This is a genomic window from Oleiphilus sp. HI0125, from assembly GCF_001635355.1.
The window spans coordinates 1-20023 of sequence record NZ_LWGF01000912.1 but is presented as its reverse complement, the minus strand read 5'-3'; the positions used below and the strand labels follow the sequence as shown (position 1 = coordinate 20023).

The 20023-nt window shown below is 43.9% G+C and carries 17 protein-coding genes; 14 read left to right on the top strand and 3 right to left on the bottom strand.

What is annotated here, in order from left to right; all coding sequences use genetic code 11:
- Positions 1-11: 11 nt before the first annotated feature.
- On the bottom strand, positions 12-968 hold the full coding sequence (locus tag A3762_RS15810) for a triacylglycerol lipase (protein WP_068481860.1): 957 nt from the start codon (positions 966-968) through the stop codon (positions 12-14).
- Between the two features lie 455 nt (positions 969-1423).
- Here A3762_RS15810 and A3762_RS15805 point away from each other — a divergent pair, with 455 nt between their 5' ends.
- Positions 1424-3178, top strand: a complete 1755-nt coding sequence (locus A3762_RS15805; RefSeq protein ID WP_255375054.1) for a CHASE3 domain-containing protein — start codon at positions 1424-1426, stop codon at positions 3176-3178.
- Positions 3179-3190: 12 nt separating this feature from the next.
- Here A3762_RS15805 and A3762_RS15800 read toward each other — a convergent pair whose 3' ends face one another.
- Positions 3191-4645 (bottom strand): malate:quinone oxidoreductase, encoded by a 1455-nt coding sequence (locus tag A3762_RS15800; RefSeq protein ID WP_068756559.1) that lies wholly within the window; start codon positions 4643-4645, stop codon positions 3191-3193.
- 341 nt (positions 4646-4986) lie between these two features.
- On the opposite strand from A3762_RS15800, the gene A3762_RS15795 reads away from it, so the two are divergent.
- The 13 genes from A3762_RS15795 to A3762_RS15735 all read left to right on the top strand — a co-directional run bounded on the left by A3762_RS15795 (position 4987) and on the right by A3762_RS15735 (position 19392).
- Positions 4987-6459: an NAD(P)/FAD-dependent oxidoreductase gene (locus tag A3762_RS15795; RefSeq protein WP_068756557.1), complete on the top strand. Its 1473-nt coding sequence runs from the start codon at positions 4987-4989 to the stop codon at positions 6457-6459.
- 128 nt (positions 6460-6587) lie between these two features.
- Complete coding sequence (locus A3762_RS15790) at positions 6588-7067, top strand: Na+/H+ antiporter subunit E (protein WP_068756555.1); 480 nt, start codon at positions 6588-6590, stop codon at positions 7065-7067.
- On the top strand, positions 7060-7326 hold the full coding sequence (locus tag A3762_RS15785; RefSeq protein ID WP_068756553.1) for a monovalent cation/H+ antiporter complex subunit F: 267 nt from the start codon (positions 7060-7062) through the stop codon (positions 7324-7326). Before A3762_RS15790 ends, A3762_RS15785 begins: the two co-directional genes overlap by 8 nt.
- 17 nt (positions 7327-7343) lie before the next feature.
- Positions 7344-7673 carry a monovalent cation/H(+) antiporter subunit G gene (mnhG, locus tag A3762_RS15780; protein ID WP_068756552.1) on the top strand — a complete coding sequence of 110 codons (330 nt, stop codon included), beginning with the start codon at positions 7344-7346 and terminating at the stop codon, positions 7671-7673.
- Complete coding sequence (locus A3762_RS15775; RefSeq protein ID WP_082869182.1) at positions 7673-8656, top strand: DUF4040 domain-containing protein; 984 nt, start codon at positions 7673-7675, stop codon at positions 8654-8656. Before mnhG ends, A3762_RS15775 begins: the two co-directional genes overlap by 1 nt.
- Entirely contained in the window at positions 8653-9009 is a 357-nt protein-coding gene (locus A3762_RS15770; protein ID WP_068473104.1) for a cation:proton antiporter subunit C, read from the top strand. Before A3762_RS15775 ends, A3762_RS15770 begins: the two co-directional genes overlap by 4 nt.
- Complete coding sequence (locus tag A3762_RS15765) at positions 9009-10514, top strand: monovalent cation/H+ antiporter subunit D family protein (RefSeq protein WP_068756550.1); 1506 nt, start codon at positions 9009-9011, stop codon at positions 10512-10514. Before A3762_RS15770 ends, A3762_RS15765 begins: the two co-directional genes overlap by 1 nt.
- Positions 10511-11998 carry a monovalent cation/H+ antiporter subunit D family protein gene (locus A3762_RS15760; protein WP_068756548.1) on the top strand — a complete coding sequence of 496 codons (1488 nt, stop codon included), beginning with the start codon at positions 10511-10513 and terminating at the stop codon, positions 11996-11998. Before A3762_RS15765 ends, A3762_RS15760 begins: the two co-directional genes overlap by 4 nt.
- Positions 11995-12243, top strand: coding sequence for a hypothetical protein (locus A3762_RS15755; RefSeq protein WP_068481880.1), 249 nt, complete (start codon positions 11995-11997; stop codon positions 12241-12243). Before A3762_RS15760 ends, A3762_RS15755 begins: the two co-directional genes overlap by 4 nt.
- Positions 12233-13921 (top strand): Na(+)/H(+) antiporter subunit D, encoded by a 1689-nt coding sequence (locus tag A3762_RS15750; RefSeq protein ID WP_068756545.1) that lies wholly within the window; start codon positions 12233-12235, stop codon positions 13919-13921. Before A3762_RS15755 ends, A3762_RS15750 begins: the two co-directional genes overlap by 11 nt.
- A 147-nt stretch (positions 13922-14068) precedes the next feature.
- The gene (mutS, locus tag A3762_RS15745; RefSeq protein ID WP_068756543.1) at positions 14069-16702 is read left to right on the top strand and encodes a DNA mismatch repair protein MutS; all 2634 of its coding nucleotides are present in this window, start codon (positions 14069-14071) and stop codon (positions 16700-16702) included.
- Between the two features lie 135 nt (positions 16703-16837).
- On the top strand, positions 16838-17161 hold the full coding sequence (gene fdxA / locus A3762_RS15740; protein WP_068481890.1) for a ferredoxin FdxA: 324 nt from the start codon (positions 16838-16840) through the stop codon (positions 17159-17161).
- A gap of 266 nt (positions 17162-17427) precedes the next feature.
- Positions 17428-19392, top strand: a complete 1965-nt coding sequence (locus tag A3762_RS15735) for a methyl-accepting chemotaxis protein (RefSeq protein WP_068756541.1) — start codon at positions 17428-17430, stop codon at positions 19390-19392.
- Position 19393: 1 nt separating this feature from the next.
- Here the strand turns inward: A3762_RS15735 and A3762_RS28870 are convergent, their stop codons facing one another.
- On the bottom strand, positions 19394-19957 hold the full coding sequence (locus A3762_RS28870; protein ID WP_068756539.1) for a SprT-like domain-containing protein: 564 nt from the start codon (positions 19955-19957) through the stop codon (positions 19394-19396).
- Positions 19958-20023 lie beyond the last annotated feature (66 nt).

Sequence of the window (20023 nt, the reverse complement as noted above, 5' to 3'; positions counted from 1 at the left end):
TTCCCTATTTTCTATAAGCCTGCTGACTTAAGTCGACGTGCATGGTTTTCAAACAATACAACTGGATCGACTTCAAATAAGTTTGATAAGCCGAAGAACAAGTTAACGCCATCAAGGTGGTTAATGTTGTAGTTCACACGTAGAACATCACCCCAGCGCTGTTGACAACTACCTACTAGACCATCATTGCGACCAGAGATCGTTGCGCCGGTGAAAGCCAAGAATGGGTCAGAAATATCAAGAGCGTTCGTTAGCAAGAAGTCGCCGCCCCATGACCAATAACGTATACCATTTACTTCAGCTGCGCCTTCTCCACACGAAGATGTAGGACGACCCGCGGGAAATAAGTCATTGAATGCTTCCGCGCCAGGTGTTGTTAGGAACGTTACCGCACCTAAAGCGTCCTGCGTGTATTCAGAATTGCCGGCAAGGGCGTCAATAATGTCTCCAAGGAAGTTAAGTGCACCTTCGATCAGTGCCTCTGTACCACCACCTACAGGAACGATTCCTCTCGCTGCATCCGCAAAACCTGACCCACTGTTTGCACCGTTTACTGAGGTAACAGAAGCAACTAAGTCTGGACGAACACCTGCAACATAACGGCTAGTTGGTGAACCCAAGCTATGGCCGATCAAATTGAACTTTTGTGCACCTGTGATCGCTTGCAACTCTTCTAAGTAAGCCAACAACTGTTCGCCACGTACGTAGCCGTCTTCCCATGCTGTAACATTAGGAATGTAAACCGTTGCACCGCGCTCTTCCAATTCGCCTTTCACGCCATAGAAATAATCTATGCCTAAGATGCTGTCGAACCCAGACAGACCATGTACCAAAACAATTGGATGCTGAGTTTGATAAGCTTTGCAATCTTGCCACCACCAACAGATCGCGTTAGCTGCAGAGCTTTGAATGAGCATGCCAAAGAATATGGCGCTCGCTAAGAATACTTTCTTTAGTTTGAATTGCATCATCGATTCCTTTTGTTTTTATATTAAAACGACGTACAACATTCCTTAATTGTTATTACTTCCTTTATATAACGTTGTTTGAATGACATCTTGTACTAGCGGCGTGAATGCTACCAACTGGCTATTTTTAGAGCAATAAGTCTAAAAACCTATGCTTAGCATTTCAGGCCATCTGTAAAGTTATGTTAACTACGTCATAGTTATAGGAAAATCTGATTGATCATTGAGCTTGCGTAAATTTTTATTATGCTTGTGTCATACTTTAGCTAACAAACACGTCAAATGACTAACCTTACGATCAAACGCTCCGTTTTCTTTTTCTCAGCTATTTTTTTCTGATTGGCGCTCTGAATGCCCTGCTCCTATATAAAAGTCACGACACTTCTACTACTAATGAGGCATGGGTTCTGCACACGGATGAAGTACTTCAGAAATCGACAGAACTAATGAGCTAAATAACAGATGCTGAAACTGGCCAACGAGGTTATCTGTTGACTGAAGCCGGTGATTATTTAAAGCCCTATTTTTTCGGAATCAAGGCATTGAAAGATGCCGCTAGTAATCTTCAAGTCTTAACGTCAGATAATCCTAATCAGCAAGTCCGCTTAGCAAAGTTGATGACACTGATCGATGTGAAGTTTGATGAGCTACAACAAACTATTGGTTTGCTTGACGAGGGGAAGCATAATGAATCGCTCGATCTAGTGAAGAGTGATCTAGGGCGTAAGACAATGGTCGAGATTAGAGAACTTATCTCAGACTTTATTGCAGAAGAGCGGCACTTACTAATCGAGCGTGAAAAGTCATACAGGCGTGCGCAAGACCAAAGTACATTCACATCAATGTCAGCATTGTTCGTTCTCATCGGGTTTATGGGCGTATTTGTTGTGTTGATGAACAAGCGTGTCCTCCAACCTTTGATCGATCTTGCAACGTCAGCGAAGAACTTTCGCAAAGGCGTTGATACTAATTTTAAGGTTGTTGAGGCGCATGGAGAGATAAAAGATCTCGTCGTCGCTTTTGAAGACATGCGCACAAGTATTCAGGCATCACTTGATGAATTAGATGCGGCTCGCATTCAGTCAGAGAACGCAAATCAGGCTAAGAGTGAGTTCTTATCAAATATGAGCCATGAAGTCAGAACGCCGATCAATGGTATATACGGCATGTTCCAACTTCTACGTAAAAATAAGTTCGCAGATAGCCCTGTCTATTATGATTTGATCGATAAAGGCCGTACGTCCTGTAACTCCCTACTTTCAATCGTGAACTACATTCTCGATTACTCGAAAATTGAGGCTGGTAAGATTGAGCTAGAGTGCATTTCGTTTGATATTGTTGATCTAGTAGAAACTGCAGAGTTCATGTTTAAAGACGCGGCCTCAGAAAAAGGAATCGGATTAGAGTTTATTTTTCCTCGAGAGTTTAATCATTACTACGATGGCGACCCTGTACGGATCAAGCAAATCTTACTCAACCTCTGTTCAAACGCGATTAAGTTTACAGAGGAAGGGAGTGTGACGATCCATGTTGATTGCGTTGGATCGCAAGCTGGGCAGCGCGTCCAAATCAAAATAGCAGATATCGGTATTGGCATGAGCCAAGATCAGGTAGAGAAAGTCTTTTCTCGATTTGAACAGGCCGACACAACTACAACTCGAGAATTTGGTGAGACAGGTTTAGGTGTCCCGATCACAAAAGCTTTGGTCGATTTAATGAGTGGGGATCTGTCTGTCGTAAGCGTGCAAGGCAAAGGCACAGAGTTTACTGTTTCCCTGCCTTTAGAGTTCGCTGAGGCAGCTGAGCTTAAAGAAGAAAAGGCAGATGTGCCTCCGCCAGATTTGTCAGGCAAACGCGTACTCATAGTTGAGGACAATCAAATTAACCAAGTGGTATGTGAAACCATGCTTTCGCCAATGAACACAGACGTCATGATCGCTGAGAACGGTCAAGAGTGCTTAGATCTTTTGAAGCATGAAGTATTTGACTTGATATTGATGGATATTCAAATGCCGGTCATGGATGGCGATACTGCGTGTGAGCATATCAGAAGCACTGACAAGCAGCAGAAAGTGATCGCTCTTACAGCAAACGTCATAGCTGATGATAGAAAAAAATATGAGGAAACTGGTTTCGACGATTGCATCGCAAAACCAGTTGATGTCAACGTGTTTTATCAAGGGTTAATGAAGCACGTATTAGATAATTAAACTTTGCCCTAATTAGATTTCTCTAATTCCGAGAATTTTGTCAGCGCTGTTTCTGATTTCTCTATATTTATCTGCATCCTCAATGAGCACATCCACATCAGTTTCATCGAAGAGCGTTTTAAGGCGTTCTTGAGCTGCTTCTTTCTTGACGATTTTTGGAAACAACGTTTTAACACAGCGCAGCATAACTTCTGGGGAGACTGATGCTCCAGGCGAAGCGCCTAACAATGTTCCGTAGCTCAAATCTTCAGACGTCACAATTTCAGTACCCATTTGTAGATCGCCATCTTTAATGATCTGAACGCGCTGGCCTGCTTGAACTACCTTCCAATTGAATTTATTGCTAAGACCCGGCGCAAACTCATCAAGTGTTTTTAACATCGCGCTTTCGCCCTTGAATGTTTCTTTAAACAAGTAAGTGACGAGAGGGAAATGTTCACGGGCAACATTAAGAAGGTTAGGAATGTCGTGTAAATGGACCATTCGAATGAACTCCACGATTCCTCTACCCTTCTCTAAAATCGGCGAGAACGTCGCAAATGGGCCAAATAGTAGATAATATTTACCGTCAGCAACACGCAGATCTAAGTGCGGAACTGACATTGGCGGTGCGCCAACAGCGGCTTTACCATATGTTTTTGCGCCATATGATTGGGCGACTTCTTTATCTATCTCTGCTGCAAGAAAACGACCACCAACTGGGAAACCTGAGAAGCGCCGACCTGCTGGTAGATGGCTCGCTTTTAAAATAGGGAAAGCACCACCGCCGGCGCCAACAAATAGCTTGTCTGCGCGCACCTGTTTCGCCACGCCGTTTTGTTCGCATTCAATCAACCAGCTACCAGATGGGCTCTTGTGCACGCGTTTAACATGCGTATTGTATTGAATATCCGCACTCTGCTCATTTTCCATATGCTGAGCAAGTTGCTTAGTAATCGACTCGAAGTTGACATCGGTGCCATGGTCAACGCGTGTTGCAGCCATCTTCTGATGACGAGATCGACCTTCCATCGTTAGTGGAATCCAGCTTTGAATTTCATCGAAGTCTTCTGACAACTTCATCTCGTCAAAGAAATGGTGCGATGCCATCTCTTTATAGCGCATGTGTAGAAGATTAATACTGTCTTCGTTTACCAGCGTGCAGTGCTTCGTCGGGTGAATAAAGCTTTCGGGATCTTTAATGATTCCGTTCTTTACTAAGTTTGCCCAATATTGCTTAGCGACGTTGAATTGCGCGTGGATGTCTAAGGCTTTTTCAACACTGATAACTTCTTCATCGACAGGTGTGTAGTTTAATTCGCAATTCGCTTCGTGACCGGTACCTGCATTATTAAAAACACTTGAGTTGCTCCCAGCAGCCTGATCAAGGCGCTCTAGAATCGTTATATTCAGATTAGGGTCAACGGTTTTGGCGATATGCGCGAAAGTAACGCCCATAATACCGGCACCAATAATTACTACGTCCATTTTGTGTACCTGTGTTGAAAGCTGCTTTAGGCCTTTTAAGCCATTAGACACAACGTTTTTTATAAAAACTTGCACTGCGTTCGATAAAACGCGCGAATATTAACATCAAACACTATTCAGCAGATCATTACTCCATATAAGCATCTCATTTGAAACGGTTAAATGTCCGATTTCATTGGAGGTTAGACCAGATTAATAAAATGTCAGACTTTAAGTGATTGATTTTATGTACTTATCTTCTAACTGTCCTCTGATAACAACTGATGCGTTAGCAAGGACATTAAATGCCATCCTCGGCCTGTATTAAGCTATTCGTTTGTACATTCATAAACGGATTAATCATGTCTTTTAAACGTAATCCATCAGTCATTGTCATCGGTGCTGGCATGACAGGTATTCTGATGGCGAAAAAGCTCAAAGATGCGGGTATTGAGAAAGTAATTGTTCTCGAAAAAAAAGAAAAAGTCGGCGGTACATGGCGTGAGAATACATATCCTGGCGTTGCGTGTGACATTCCCTCGCACATGTATACCTATTCGTTTGAGCCAAATCCTAATTGGAGTAATTTTTTCGCTCGTGGTAATGAAATCCAAGAATACTTCGAGAACGTGGTTGATAAATACGAGCTACGGCCAATGATTCGGTTTAATGAAACGGTTACTGAAGCCAAGTTTGATAACGGTGTATGGAAAGTTACGACCAGCACTGGTGATAACTATGAATGTGATTTCGTTATTTCCGCGACAGGTATACTGCATCATCCAAGCCTTCCCGACATTCCAGGTTTAGATTCCTTTGAAGGAAACATGTTCCATACCTCTAATTGGAATCATGATGTTCAACTCGATGCGACACAGTCTGTTGGTATTGTCGGAACGGGCTCTACAGCCGCTCAGTGTATTCCAGAACTCATTAACTCTGGGGCAAAGGTAAACGTATTCCAACGTACGCCTCAATGGATTCTTCCCTTGAAGGACTTTTCGATTCCTAATTTTGTAAAACGCTTATTAGGTAGGTTTCCGACTCTGAATCGTATCAGCCGCGCTAGTGGTAAGTTTTTCGTCGAGCATTTTTTCACTAAAGCTGTGACAGGCCATAAAATTCAGCGTTTTTTGATGGAGTTTTTCGTAAAGCTGAACCTGAAGCTAGCAATTAAAGATCCTGAACTTAGACGCAAATTGCGTCCCGACTATCAAGTTGGCTGTAAGCGTTTAATTATCAATACGACGTTCTATAAGGCGATTCAGAAGGACAATGCGGCACTTATTACTGAAGGAATAGATCATATCGAGCCCAAAGGTGTCGTGACTAAAGATGGTAAGTTACATGAGTTAGATACGCTTGTTCTGTCTACAGGCTTTGATCCGCTAGCGTATATGCGCCCAATGAACTTAATTGGTAAAGATAACACCCATATCAATGATGCGTGGGCAGAAAACGTGGGCGTTTACCGCTCTATGTTAATACCCAAGTTTCCCAACTTCTTCTTAACTCTCGGACCTAACACGCCGATCGGTAATTTCTCAGTTATCGCGATGAGTGAAGTACAGTGTGATTACCTTTTGAAGCTCATTAGCCAGTGGCGCAGTGGTAAGTTTGATGCCGTTGAGCCGACAAACATTGCGGTAGAAAACTTTAACGCCTATGTTAAGAACGGTCTCGATGCGACAGCGTGGGTTGGCGGGTGTACAAGTTGGTATCTTGATGCGCATGGTAACCCAATTTTATGGCCATATACTTGGGGGCGCTGGGTCAAGGAAATGCGTATTCCGAATGATGAAGACCTTCAATTCGCCTCGTATTCACAGCAATAATTTGAGCTCGTAATTTATAATTCTAAGAAAACGGTAAGTTTCCAAATAGAAACTTACCCGTTAGAGTTGTCCCGCTTTTATGAGAGCTATCGCAAAGCGATGGCCAAATAAAAATAGGATAAAGGTCTATGTACCTCGCAAAATGGACAATCTTGTTAGCGGTTTTTTGGCTGCTTCTTTCTGGCTTTATACAACCTCTTTTACTGAGTTTTGGTGCTATATCTGTCGCTATCGTTCTACTTGTAATCAAACGAATGGACGTGATCGACGAGCAGCCTAGAACAATCGGTTCACCTCTTGCGGCATTAATTTACATACCTTGGCTTATTTATCAGATTTTCCTTTCTAGTATTCAGGTGACCCGCCTTATATGGACAGGCAAAACAAACGTCTCGCCTTCCATTGCGAAATTGCCTGTTTCGTCCGTTCCTGAAAACAAGAAAGTCCTGTATGCAAATTCTATTACTTTGACCCCCGGGACTTTAAGTGTTGATTTGGATGAGGAAGAAGTGACCGTTCATGCATTGGAATCTTCTTCGATTGACGAGCTAAAGCAAGGCGGTATGGCAGATAAGATTGCTAAAACATGGGGTAAGACAAATGGATAGCGTACTCGCCGCATCCGGCGTAGGTATATTGATTGTAATGGCGATTGCTCTAGCTCGAGCAATGGTTGCCCCAACTGTTTATGACAGAATTCTCGGTGTGAATATGTTCGGCACCAAGACGGTTTTATTCATCGCAACGATTGGCTTCATTATGGGACGACCAGATTTTCTGGATATTGCCATCGTCTATGCGCTAATTAACTTTATAGGTATGGTCGCAGTACTCAGGTTTTTCGAGTACACGTCAGAATCTAACTAAAATTATAAGGACTATACGTGAGTGCTCTAGACTATCTTAGTGCGGCACTGCTTCTTTTAGGTTTTATATTCAGCCTGTCGGGAGCGATTGGTTTATTCCGTTTTCCAGATTTTTTTACGCGTATTCACGCGTCTTCTGTCACCGACTCTTCGGGTGCGGTTTGCATAATTTTTGGCTTAGCACTTCAAACTAATTTTGACTTAGTCACGGTTAAGTTACTGTTTATTTTATTCTTCTTGTTGCTGACTGGACCGACAGGTTCTCATGCCTTAGCGAAGTCGGCGCGCCATGGTGGTTTGCTAACTATTCCTGAGTGCCAAGAAAAGGCTAAGGACGGAGTGAGCTAATGACTACTTTAATAGACCTCATTCTTCTTGCGATGCTCGTGATCACCGCATTTCGTATCATCTATATTAAAGATTTGTTTTCTGTCGTGATGCTCTTTGGTATCTACAGTTTTCTATGTGCTGCCTTGTTTGTAACTCTTGATGCCGTTGATGTTGCGTTTACTGAAGCATCCGTTGGCGCGGGTATCTCTACGGTATTAATGCTAAGTACGATTGCTATTACGGGCCGTAAAGAAAAACTCAGTTTGCACAGTCATACCTTTGCAACCTTAATCGTTCTTTTAACTGGTGGTGCGCTGATCTACGGCACATTTGATATGCCCCTCTTTGGCTTAGCAGATAACCCTGTGCATGAGCATGTTGCGCCGCGCTACATTGAGACATCACCGACAGAGATTGGTCTTCCTAATATGGTTACCTCGGTGCTAGCTAGTTATCGTGGCTTTGACACCTTTGGCGAGACAGTTGTTGTATTTGCAGCTGCGATTGGCGTATTCAGTTTATTAGGTGTGCGTGGGAAACCAACGGAACTCCTTGCGCAAGAACAAGGTCTTACTCAGCATAAAGTTCTACGCGTGGTTGCGAAAATCTCTATTCCCCTCATCATTTTGTTTGCCCTCTACGTTCAATTTCATGGTGACTTTGGGCCAGGCGGAGGATTTCAGGCAGGAGTTATCGCTGCTGCAGCATTCATTCTTTACGCCCTCACCTTTAGCTTAAGAAAAGCCGTTGGCGTTGTAAGTCCACGATTTGTTAAGTATCTAGCTCCAGTGGGCGTTTTGCTCTACGCATCTGTTGGTCTTGTGAGCATGTTGAACGGTGCAAATTTTCTAGACTACAACGTGCTCGCAGCGGACCCAGTACATGGTCAGCATTACGGCATAATCATTATCGAACTCGGTGTTGGTATTACTGTTTTCTCTGTCATGCTTGGGATTTTCTACGCCTTTGCAGGCCAAGTTGAAAAGGCAAATGTTCAATGAGCTTAATCTTCGAACACTTCAATCATTGGGTCGTTGTTATTTTGATGATGATCGGTCTGTATATCGTTATCACAGCTAATAACCTCGTTAAGAAAGTGGTTGGCCTGAATATTTTTCAGAGCGCTGTATTTTTAATGTACATCACCATGGGAAAGGTTGTTGGTGGCACGGCTCCAATCTTAGCGGAAGGTGTGACGCAATATTCCAATCCTCTCCCTCATGTATTGATCTTGACGGCAATTGTCGTAGGTGTAGCCACAACAGCCGTGGGTTTGTCATTAGTCCTTAGAATAAAAAGCGCTTACGGAACGATCGAAGAAAATGAGTTCCAGAACAAGGAAGATGTTATCTAATGTTTGAACAACACTTAGCGGTTCTGCCTGTATTATTGCCGTTAATCGCTGCGCCACTGGTTGTATTAATAAATAACCCGCGAGCGGCCTGGTTACTTTCTACTCTTTTCGCCGGTGCATGCGTTTATATCTCTTTCGGTCTAGTGTCCGCGACAATGGATGGCGGCGCGCTTCGATACGCACTCGGCGGTTGGGAGCCGCCTTGGGGTATTGAAATGCGTGTTGATTCGGCCAACGCATTTGTATTGCTAACGGTTAGTGTGATCGCCACACTTGTATTACTCTTCGCAAAAGAGAGCATTGCTAGTGAAGTTGCTCACAAGCAATTACCTCTGTTTTACAGCGCTTATTTGTTGTGCCTTGCTGGACTCTCAGGAATCCTAATTACTGGCGATGCATTTAACTTATTCGTCTTTTTAGAAATTTCTTCTCTTGCTACCTACACCCTAGTTAGTTTGGCCGCCGAAAGGCGTTGCTTAACGGCTGCATTCCGCTATTTAGTCATGGGCACAATCGGTGCAACCTTTATATTGATCGGTGTCGGAATGCTCTATATGAAGACCGGCACACTCAATATGCTTGACCTTGCCGAGAGGATTCAGGCGGTTGAAAGTCATCGAACAATCAATACGGGCCTTGCGTTCATCATGGTTGGCGTGAGTATTAAGCTCGCACTATTTCCTCTGCATATGTGGCTTCCTGCTGCGTATTCGTTTGCACCGTCAGCTGTAACGGCATTCTTGGCAGGCACGGCTACTAAAGTCGCGATTTATGTCATGTTGCGATTTGTCTTTACTATTTTTGGAGCGGGTTACGTATTTGAACAAATGAACATGGAGTTCATTGTTTTGGTTCTTGCGTTAGCCGGTATTTTTCAATGTTCTTTCGTCGCGACCACACAAAGCAATATAAAAACATTGCTAGCATATAGTAGTGTTGCGCAAGTGGGCTACATTATTCTCGGCGTCTCGTTGGTTTCTCTGACAGGCTTGACCGCTTCCCTTCTTCATATCTTTAACCATGCATTAATGAAAGCAGCCTTGTTTATGGCGGTGGGTGCTGTCTTTTATCGTATGGGCTCTGTGCAGATCACAGCGTTCCAAGGTTTAGGTCGTCGCATGCCCTGGACTATGAGTGCATTTACGATCGCAGGCTTAAGTATTATTGGTGTACCTCTAACAGTAGGCTTCATTAGCAAGTGGTACTTAGTGACTGCTGCGCTTGAACAAGGCAATTGGCTTGTTGCATTCTTAGTGCTCGTTGCCTCTTTATTTGCAGTGGTATACATAGGTAAGGTAATCGAGGCGGCTTATTTTAAGGAGCCTAGTGAAGACGCTGACGCTACGAAGATCAAGGAAGTGCCTGTGAGCATGCTTATTCCGATGTGGCTACTTGTCTTGGCTAATATTTATTTTGGTATCGACACCTCTTTGACAGTCTCTGCTGCGACAGCTGGTGCTGAAGCTCTGTTGAACGGCAGTTCATTAGTTGGAGGTGTTCAATGAACCTTTGGGCAGGCATTAGCCAAGATCAACTAATCAATCTCGCGATATTCATACCATTCTTTGGCGCATTTTTAGTTGGGTTGATAGGCAAATATCCAAACCTGAGGGAGGCAGCGAGTATTGCGACCTCGATTATCCTGTTTACCGTAGTGCTGGCGATCACCGATAACACATTCAACGGCACACTGATGAATATGCATTGGTTCGACCTATTCCCGGGTCTGAGCGTTTCATTTTTAGTTGAGCCACTAGGCGTTCTATTTGCCCTAGTTGCCAGCTTTCTTTGGATCGTGACTACGATCTATGCCATTGGGTATATGCGCGGCAATAATGAAAAAAATCAGACGCGCTTTTTTATATGTTTCGCCCTGGCAATCAGCTCGGTGATGGCCATTTGTTTTTCAGATAATTTGCTTACTCTATTCATCTTCTACGAGGTTCTAACACTCTCAACCTACCCTCTAGTTACCCATGCTGGAACTAAAGAAGCGAAAGAAGGCGGACGGATTTATCTTGGTATTTTACTTTCGACTTCCGTTGGTTTTTTATTGTTCGCAATACTTGGCACATATGCCATCACCGGCACGTTAGACTTTAAGCCTGGCGGCGTATTCGACGAGTCTTCTCCAGATTTAATGGTTGGCTTGTTACTTGTATTATTTTGTTTCGGGATCGGAAAGGCCGCTCTCATGCCTTTTCATCGTTGGCTTCCATCAGCGATGGTTGCGCCAACTCCTGTCAGTGCCTTACTGCATGCCGTCGCCGTTGTTAAAGCGGGTGTTTTCAGCATTTTGAAAGTTGCGGTATACATTTTCGGTCTTGATACGCTTTCTGACCTTGCTACAACCGACTTAATGCTTTATGTCGCCTCCGCCACGATGGTGATTGCATCGATAATCGCGATGACCAAAGACAATCTCAAAGCGAGGCTTGCTTACTCAACAATAGCTCAACTGAGTTACATCGTACTGGGTGCAATGCTTGCTACTGCCATGGGTGTTATCGGAAGCGCAATGCATATCGCTGCTCATGCCTTCGGTAAAATTACCCTGTTTTTCGTGGCCGGTGCGATATACACAACAGCGCACAAGAAGTTAGTGAGTGAGCTTGATGGAATTGGCAAACACATGCCTTTGACAATGGCTGCCTTTACGATCGGTGCGATATCGATGATCGGGTTGCCGCCAGCTGCTGGGTTTATTTCCAAATGGTATCTACTACTTGGTTCGCTAGAAACAAGTCAGTGGGTCGCTGTTATTGCCCTGATTCTCAGCACCTTATTAAACGCAGCGTATTTTATTCCAATCGTTTATGCGGCTTACTTCAAATCTGAGCCTAACGACCAGAAACATCAGAGTCATGGAGAAGCGCCACTAATGATTCTGATTCCTTTGTTAATTACAGCGGGCATGACTCTGTTTATGTTCTTTAACCCTGAATTACCACTTGCGCTTGCGAAACAAATGCTGGAGCTGTCTCTATGAATGAACCTGAAAAACATTGGTTAATGAGACCGGCATCGATCAGTTTGCTCTGGAAGGTATTTATCGCCATTTTGGTTCTGACCGTCTTATCTGAATTATTGATTCATAAGCATGAACACTTTGGTATTGATGGCACCTTTGGTTTTTCAGCATGGTATGGATTTGTTACATGTGCCGCTATGGTGGTCGGCGCAAAAGTGCTTGGCTACGTCTTGAAGCGTGGAGAGGATTATTATGATGATTGAATTTCCACCAGGCTGGATAATTATCATTGGGGCGCTATTGATCCCTATTACTCAGGGTTTGTTGAGACAAGCTGTACTTGTGGCTTTGCCTGTACTTGCATTGACACTTATCTGGACCTTGCCCGATAACGCGCTTTGGCAAACAAGTTTTCTTGAATACACGCTATCACCGCTTGATTTTTCAACCGTAGGCAAGTTGTTTGCGACTATCTTTTCTTTGATGGTCTTGGTTGGTGGCATCTATGCGATGCGTACCGCTTCCACCTTGGAGTTATCTGCAGCGTTTTTATACGCCGGTAGCGCAATCGGGGTGACTTCTTCTGGCGACTTGATCAGCGTATTTATTTATTGGGAGTTAATGGCAATTGGCTCTACCGCAGTGATCTGGGCTGGCGCAACAAACTCCGCATACAAAGCCAGTATGCGTTATTTGTTTATGCATTTATTTGGCGGCGTCATATTGATGGCAGGTATTCTGTGGCATATCCATGAAACAGGATCTACCGAATTTACCGCGCTTGAGTTAGCTGGACCTGCTCAATGGCTGATATTAATCGGTTTCTTGGTCAACGCCGGCGCGCCACCTTTCTCGGCGTGGATTGCAGATGCATATCCTGAAGCAAGCCCGAGTGGCTCGGTCTTTCTCTCTGCCTTCACAACCAAAACAGCGGTATTTACGCTGCTTATTGCGTTCCCTGGTACAAGTGTATTGATTCCAATCGGATGCTTTATGATTTTCTACGGCATCATTTATGCTCTGCTTGAAAATGATGCAAGACGAATTCTGTCATACAGTATCGTTAATCAGGTTGGTTTCATGATCACGGGTATCGGTATCGGTACTGAAATGGCGTTGAACGGAGCAGCAGCTCATGCCTTTGCTCATATCGTATACAAAGCCTTACTTCTCATGACGGCTGGCGCGGTGTTATACCGTACAGGCAAGCGTCGCTGTAGCGATTTGGGCGGGCTGTTCCATAGCATGCCGATTACGACACTGTATGGGATTATCGGTGCGTTAGCGATCTCGTCTTTCCCATTTACCTCGGGATTTGTCTCCAAATCAATGATCTCGTCCTCTGCAGCCTATGAGCACATCACATGGGTGTGGTTCTTACTCGCTGCGGCTTCTGCAGGTGTATTTTTACATGCCGGCGTCAAGTATCCTTGGTTTGTATTCTTCCAGAAAGATTCCGGTTTACGACCAGATGAGTCACCGAAGAACATGCAGTTTGCGATGTTTATCTTTGCATTTTTATGTATCGCCTTAGGCGTATTCCCGCAGCCTTTATATGACCTTCTTCCTTATCCTGTGGATTACGAGCCTTACACGGCAGATCATTTAGTAACTCAGTTTCAGTTACTACTATTTGCTGGGCTAGCTTTCTTTCTCTTGCTACCCATGATGAAGCGTACCGAGACCATTAGCCTTGATTTTGACTGGTTCTATCGAAAACTCGGTACAAAACTTGTCACAGGTGTTGGTAGAAAAGTATATGCCGTGTATGCCAAGCAAGAGCAGGCGTTCGTAAATACGCTTAAGTCACTTGTGACTCATGTTTATGACACAGACAAAAATAAACCTAAGGGTTCAGTGGCGCGCATGTGGCCAATTGAAACGATGGTATTTTGGGTAGCTATTCTTCTTTGTGGCTATTTGATCGTTTATTACATATAAGCGTTTAGCAGGTTGAAGTTCTCTAAGTTTCAACTTGCTCCATTCGCTATTTTCGTCCGTTTTTCGTAGTTCGATTAGTTCTATTTTGCTATTCTTCGCGACTAGATAAAGCTCGCTTCAACCAGAATACAAAAACCAATTTCCTATATGACAGTTAAAGATAAATCTCCTTCTAGTAAGGCTGCCCATACCCCTATGATGCAGCAGTACTTTCAAATCAAAGAACAACATGCTCACGAACTTGTTTTTTACCGAATGGGTGATTTTTACGAGCTGTTTTATGACGATGCCAAAACCGCAGCGCATTTACTTGATATTACCTTAACGGCGAGGGGCAAGTCTGGCGGAGAGCCAATTCCTATGGCCGGAGTTCCGTACCACGCTGCAGAGGGCTATATAGCGAAGCTAGTTAAGTGTGGTCTTTCAATTGCTGTTGCGGAGCAAATCGGCGATCCTGCAACAAGCAAAGGACCAGTTGAACGTAAAGTTGTGCGCGTGGTAACGCCAGGTACCCTTACCGATGAGGCGTTTCTTGATGAGCGCTCAGAAAATCTTTTAGGTGCGATCAGCCAAGTTCAGCAAGATATATTTGGTATCGCATGGCTAGAGCTATCATCTGGACGTTTTCACATCACGGAAGTTAAGGGGCTAAGTAATTTAGTTGCTGAAGTACATCGCCTTAAACCTGCCGAGCTTCTTATTAGTGATGAGTTTCCTTTCGAGGATGCTCTTAACATCAAAACGTCTTTAAGACGACAAGGACCATGGAATTTCGAGCTTGATTCCTGTGAACGGATACTAACCAAACATTTCAAGACCAAAGATTTAGGCGGTTTCGGGTGTGATGATTTAACCGCCGCTGTTGGAGCAGCCGGAGCGCTTCTCCAATACGTAAAAGATACCCAGCGTGATGAGTTGGCGCATATCAAAACAATGAGTCGTGAATCTTTCTCAGAAAGTATCGTGATTGATGCGGCTAGTCGTAAGAATCTAGAGATAGATGCTACAACTCAAGGCGAATCGACAAGTACGCTGTCTTGGGTATTAGATCATTGCAGTACTGCGATGGGTAGCCGTCTTCTGCGCCGTTGGTTGAACCAGCCTACACAACAGAAAATAGTAGCCGAAAATCGTCATGATGCAGTTGGAGAGCTTCTTAATAACTATCACTTCGATCTTGTTATTGATCAGTTAAAGCATGTCAGCGATATTGAACGAATTCTGGCTCGGGTAGCACTTGGTTCCGCACGACCAAGGGACCTTACCCGCCTTAAAGATACGCTTCTTGTTTTACCCGCATTGCAGGTCGCTATTAAGAACCTAAACACCAATTTACTTGATGACTTGAAATCTCGAATCTCAGAGCATCCGTCACTTGCTCAATTGCTCGATAGCGCCGTAATTGATAATCCTCCGGTTGTCATTCGTGATGGTGGGGTTATTAAAGAAGGTTTTGATTCTGAGCTAGATGAACTTCGAAACATGAGTGAAAATGCGGGTCAGTTTCTCATCGATCTAGAGGAACGCGAACGCGAAGAAACTGGCATATCAACACTTAAAGTCGGCTATAACCGTGTACATGGGTACTTTATAGAAATTTCAAAAGCCCAGAGTGAACAGGCGCCAGTACATTACGTTCGCAGACAAACACTTAAGAATGCAGAGCGCTTTATCACACCTGAATTGAAAGAGTTCGAAGACAAAGCCTTGAGCGCTAAGAGTCGCGCCCTAAGTCGTGAAAAAGCTCTTTATGAAGATCTGGTCTCTCAGCTCAATGATCATATCCATGAACTCCAATTGTGTGCCGGTGGGCTCGCGGAATTAGATGTACTGACAAATTTTGCTGAGCGCGCGAGTAACTTAAATTATTGTCGCCCTACTCTTGTTGATGAAAAGCATTTAGACATAGTTGCTGGACGTCACCCTGTTATCGAGCAACTCATTGATGAGTCTTTCGTGCCAAATGATGTTGTTATGAATAATAAGAGAGAGATGCTCGTGATAACTGGGCCTAATATGGGTGGTAAATCTACCTACATGCGCCAAGTAGCGATCATCGCTCTAATGGCTTATTCAGGCGCTTATGTACCAGCTAACTCGGCAACTTTTGGCCCTATCGATCAAATATTTACACGCATGGGAAGTGCCGATGACACCGCAGGTGGCCGTTCTACTTTCATGGTGGAGATGACGGAAACTGCGAACATCCTTAATAACGCGACTAGCAATAGTCTGGTTCTAATGGATGAGGTTGGTCGTGGAACGAGTACATTTGATGGATTGTCGCTAGCATGGTCTGCCGCAGAGTATCTCTCAAACAATACAAAAGCGTTTACTCTTTTTGCCACACACTATTTTGAAATGACGCAGCTAGCTGATCGCTTGAGTAACGTTACCAACGTTCATCTGAAAGCTACAGAGCATGACGATAAGATTATTTTCTTGCACAGCGTATTAGATGGCGCTGCGAATAAAAGCTACGGGTTACAAGTCGCGCAATTGGCAGGTGTACCAAGCTCTGTCGTCGCTAACGCGAAAGCCAAGTTGTCGGAACTTGAGTCCGATAAATCGTTAGAGTTCGCTCAGTCAGTTGATTCAGGCAAAGTTGGGGCATCTGCAAGCCGCAATAAAAACACTAAAGACGACGATTTTTTTCAAGCAGAACTGTTTGGTTCGCCCAAATCTAAAGTTGAAGAACTACTGGAAGGAATTGATGTTGATAGCTTAAGCCCTCGTGAAGCGCTTAATGCCTTGTATCAACTAAAGGATGAACTAATCTAATTCAAATTGGCATAAGCAAATTCGTTTTTGCTCTTGATCGATTATAAGGCTATCGCTAGAATTGCAAACCGCTCGAAAGCCGCGGGATTAATGGCTTTGAGAACAATTATCATTTAAATAAAGGTTAGTATTACCATGACATTTGTTGTTACCGACAACTGCGTTAAGTGCAAATACACTGACTGCGTCGAAGTATGCCCAGTAGATTGTTTTTATGAAGGTCCAAACTTTTTGGTAATCGACCCCGATGAATGTATCGACTGTGCACTATGTGAGCCGGAATGCCCTGCTAACGCGATTTTCTCGGAAGATGAGCTACCAGCAGATCAGGTTCAATATATTGAGTTGAATGCAGAGCTTTGCCAGACTTGGCCAAATATTACGGAACAAAAAGACCCTCTTCCTGATGCTAAAGAATGGGATGGCGTTCCAGACAAACTACAGTACCTAGAAAAGTAGTTAATCCCTATCTCTAGAAAGCCGCTTAAATTAGCGGCTTTTTTATGTCACTTCCTTGCTTCCACTTTATTCCTTTTAGAATTTAGATCACTTTTTATCCGCGTTTAATCCGAACATTTGGTTCGAATGTAACGATCATTACAGTGCTACCGAACAAAAATATCTGACTATCATTTAGCCTGTTCGGTTTTCGTTATAAGGAGCGCTAAATAACTCTAAAAAGATTGCCCTACGGATATCGTTGTTAATTTCGTGAGGAGAAGCAGATGTTGCTAGATAGAGTTGGTTTTACCGTTAAAGTTTTACTCGCCTCGATGTTTTTGCTTTTAACTTTGATCGTGATTGCTGAATCAAGCCATTTATCTAAAAGCAAGTTAGACACCCAAATGAGCGTAGTGACAGAAGACCTAGCTCCTGATTCTGGAATCGTCGCAGATATCACTGCAAATATGCTGAACAAACAATTGATCGTGAGTGATTATCTAAAAACCGGTTTAGAGCAAAACATTAGTGACTTCAATCAATTGTCTGAGCAAACGATTCTTATTCTGAACCAAGCAAACGAACGAATCGAAGACCCAAACCGCGTTGCAATTCTCGAAAATATAAATGCTTTGTCACGCAATTATGATCAAGCGTTTATCGGAAGCGTAGTGTCCAATATGAGGGAGCGCAACCGTTTAGTGAATGAAGGAATGAACGTTGCTGGTTCTCAGATTAGAAAAGAGCTCACATATATTCGCGAATCGGCATATAAAGATAATGATATCGTTGCTGCATACTATGCAGGCGTCGTTCAAGAAAACCTTCTACTTGCTCGTCTTTATGCGTTTCGATTTTTAGATGACAATCAAGAAAGCTCCGCTGATCGAGTTCTTAACGAACTAAGTGCAGCGTCGCGAGAACTAAATACCCTTATGCCCGAACTTCAGAACGCAAATCGTAGAGCTGCTGCTGAACGTGTAAGGGAAGGAATACGCAATCACGAAAACGCGTTTAAAGCTGTTTCATCATCGATCTATGATCGAAACACAGTTGTAGAAGCGCAGCTGGTTCCGTTTGGTGCGCAGATCTTTGATGCATCGGTCAACTTACAATCGAGTGTGTTTGACTCGCTTTTAAATGAAGGAGCGATGGCTTCGGCATCGATCAAAGATACTCAACTTACGAATCAGATAATCGTCATCGCAAGTATCGTTCTTGGGCTAACCGTATCCTTATGGATAGCGAAGACGGTCGTGGGTAAAGTCCGAAGAATGAACGCGCTTGTCGACGATTTAGCTAAAGGTGAAGGCGACCTCACCGCTCGCCTTCCCGAAGATTCTCGCGATGAGATAGGAGCGATGTCGAAAAGCATGAATGAGTTTATTCGGGGCTTGCAAGATACGATTATTGCCATTGGGCAGCAAACCGTTTCAGTGTCTGAAAATTCTGGAATGCTTGCCGAACATTCAGCGTTAATGAAACAAAAAATCCAAGGCCAAGCGCGTGAAACGGAACAAATAGCCACCGCTATGGTAGAAATGACGACTACCTCGGAAGAGGTATCTCGAAATGCTGAGGAAACCACTAATGCGGTAAATTCTGCAGAATCCGAAGTTGCACGTGGAGTGGATACGATCAGAAGTAATGTAAGTACGATTGAACAGGTCGCTAACGAGATCGAAACAACGTCTGCATCTATGGAGCAACTTCATCAAGAGAGCAATAACATCAACAACATTCTTCAAGTTATTTTGGATATTGCAGAACAAACTAACCTGCTAGCGCTTAACGCTGCGAACGAAGCGGCACGCGCTGGCGAGCAAGGCCGAGGGTTCGCTGTCGTCGCAGATGAGGTCCGAACACTTGCTAAACGAACACAGGATTCAACGTCTGAAATTGGGAGTGTCTTAAGCACCTTGCAAGACTCATCAAAAGCGTCGCTCGATGCGATGCTAGCGTGTCGAGAGCTCGCACAACAGACGGTTACTCAATCAAACGACACGAAAACTTCTCTTGATACAATCGAGCAAGCGATAGATCAGATCCTTAATATGGCTGGACAAACCGCAACGGCGTCGAGCGAACAACTTTCAGTTTCTGAAGAGATTAGTCGCAATGTGACAACAACTCAGGCATTGTCGGAAGAAACGGCAAACGGAAGTCTACTCATTGCAGAGTCTGGCCAAAACCTAATCGTTGCGGTGGATGCTCTTAAAAATGAAATCGAGTGTTTCAAGGTGGCCTAAATTAATTGTCGCTTGGCAAAAGCGCTGTCTTACAAATCCTGCAGACGTACTTTGCGTTCTCGCGCCTTACTCGATTGTGCCTGATAGACGTCAATTCATGAGACTTGTTTGGACAAGCGCAGTGGTAACGGTATCGTTTTATGGTTCTCGCTGGTTTAACTTCATATTGATGAGTCACTTCAGGGGCCTTTTTAAGAACGTCTATCATCACCGATTGCCATTCGCGCCCATGAGGCCTAACGCGACGTTCGACAACTTCGTGCACGATGAAATGCGCTACTTCGTGGCCTACCGTCTCATCTATGAATTGTTGACCATAAAGCGAAAGGAGTTCCTGGTTAAATCGTATCTCTTTTATAAGGCTCTGTTTACGACTCAGCGCTCGTGATTGCGCCTTTCTGATTCTAAATTGCCCTGCAGCCTTCCCTCTCAAGTCAAACTTGACTGCATCTAAACAAAACTGTCGCCCAAAGTAGTCTTGGGCTAAAACTAAGCAGCGCTCTAATTCGTCTATGGTCTGTTGCTGAAGCTCTGATAAATTGTGTTCTGGTACTGCGGAATTCATACAGAATAGAAATGATGGAAACGTCGAATTGCGTTAGTATGCCCCACTATTTTAATTAGAAGAAAT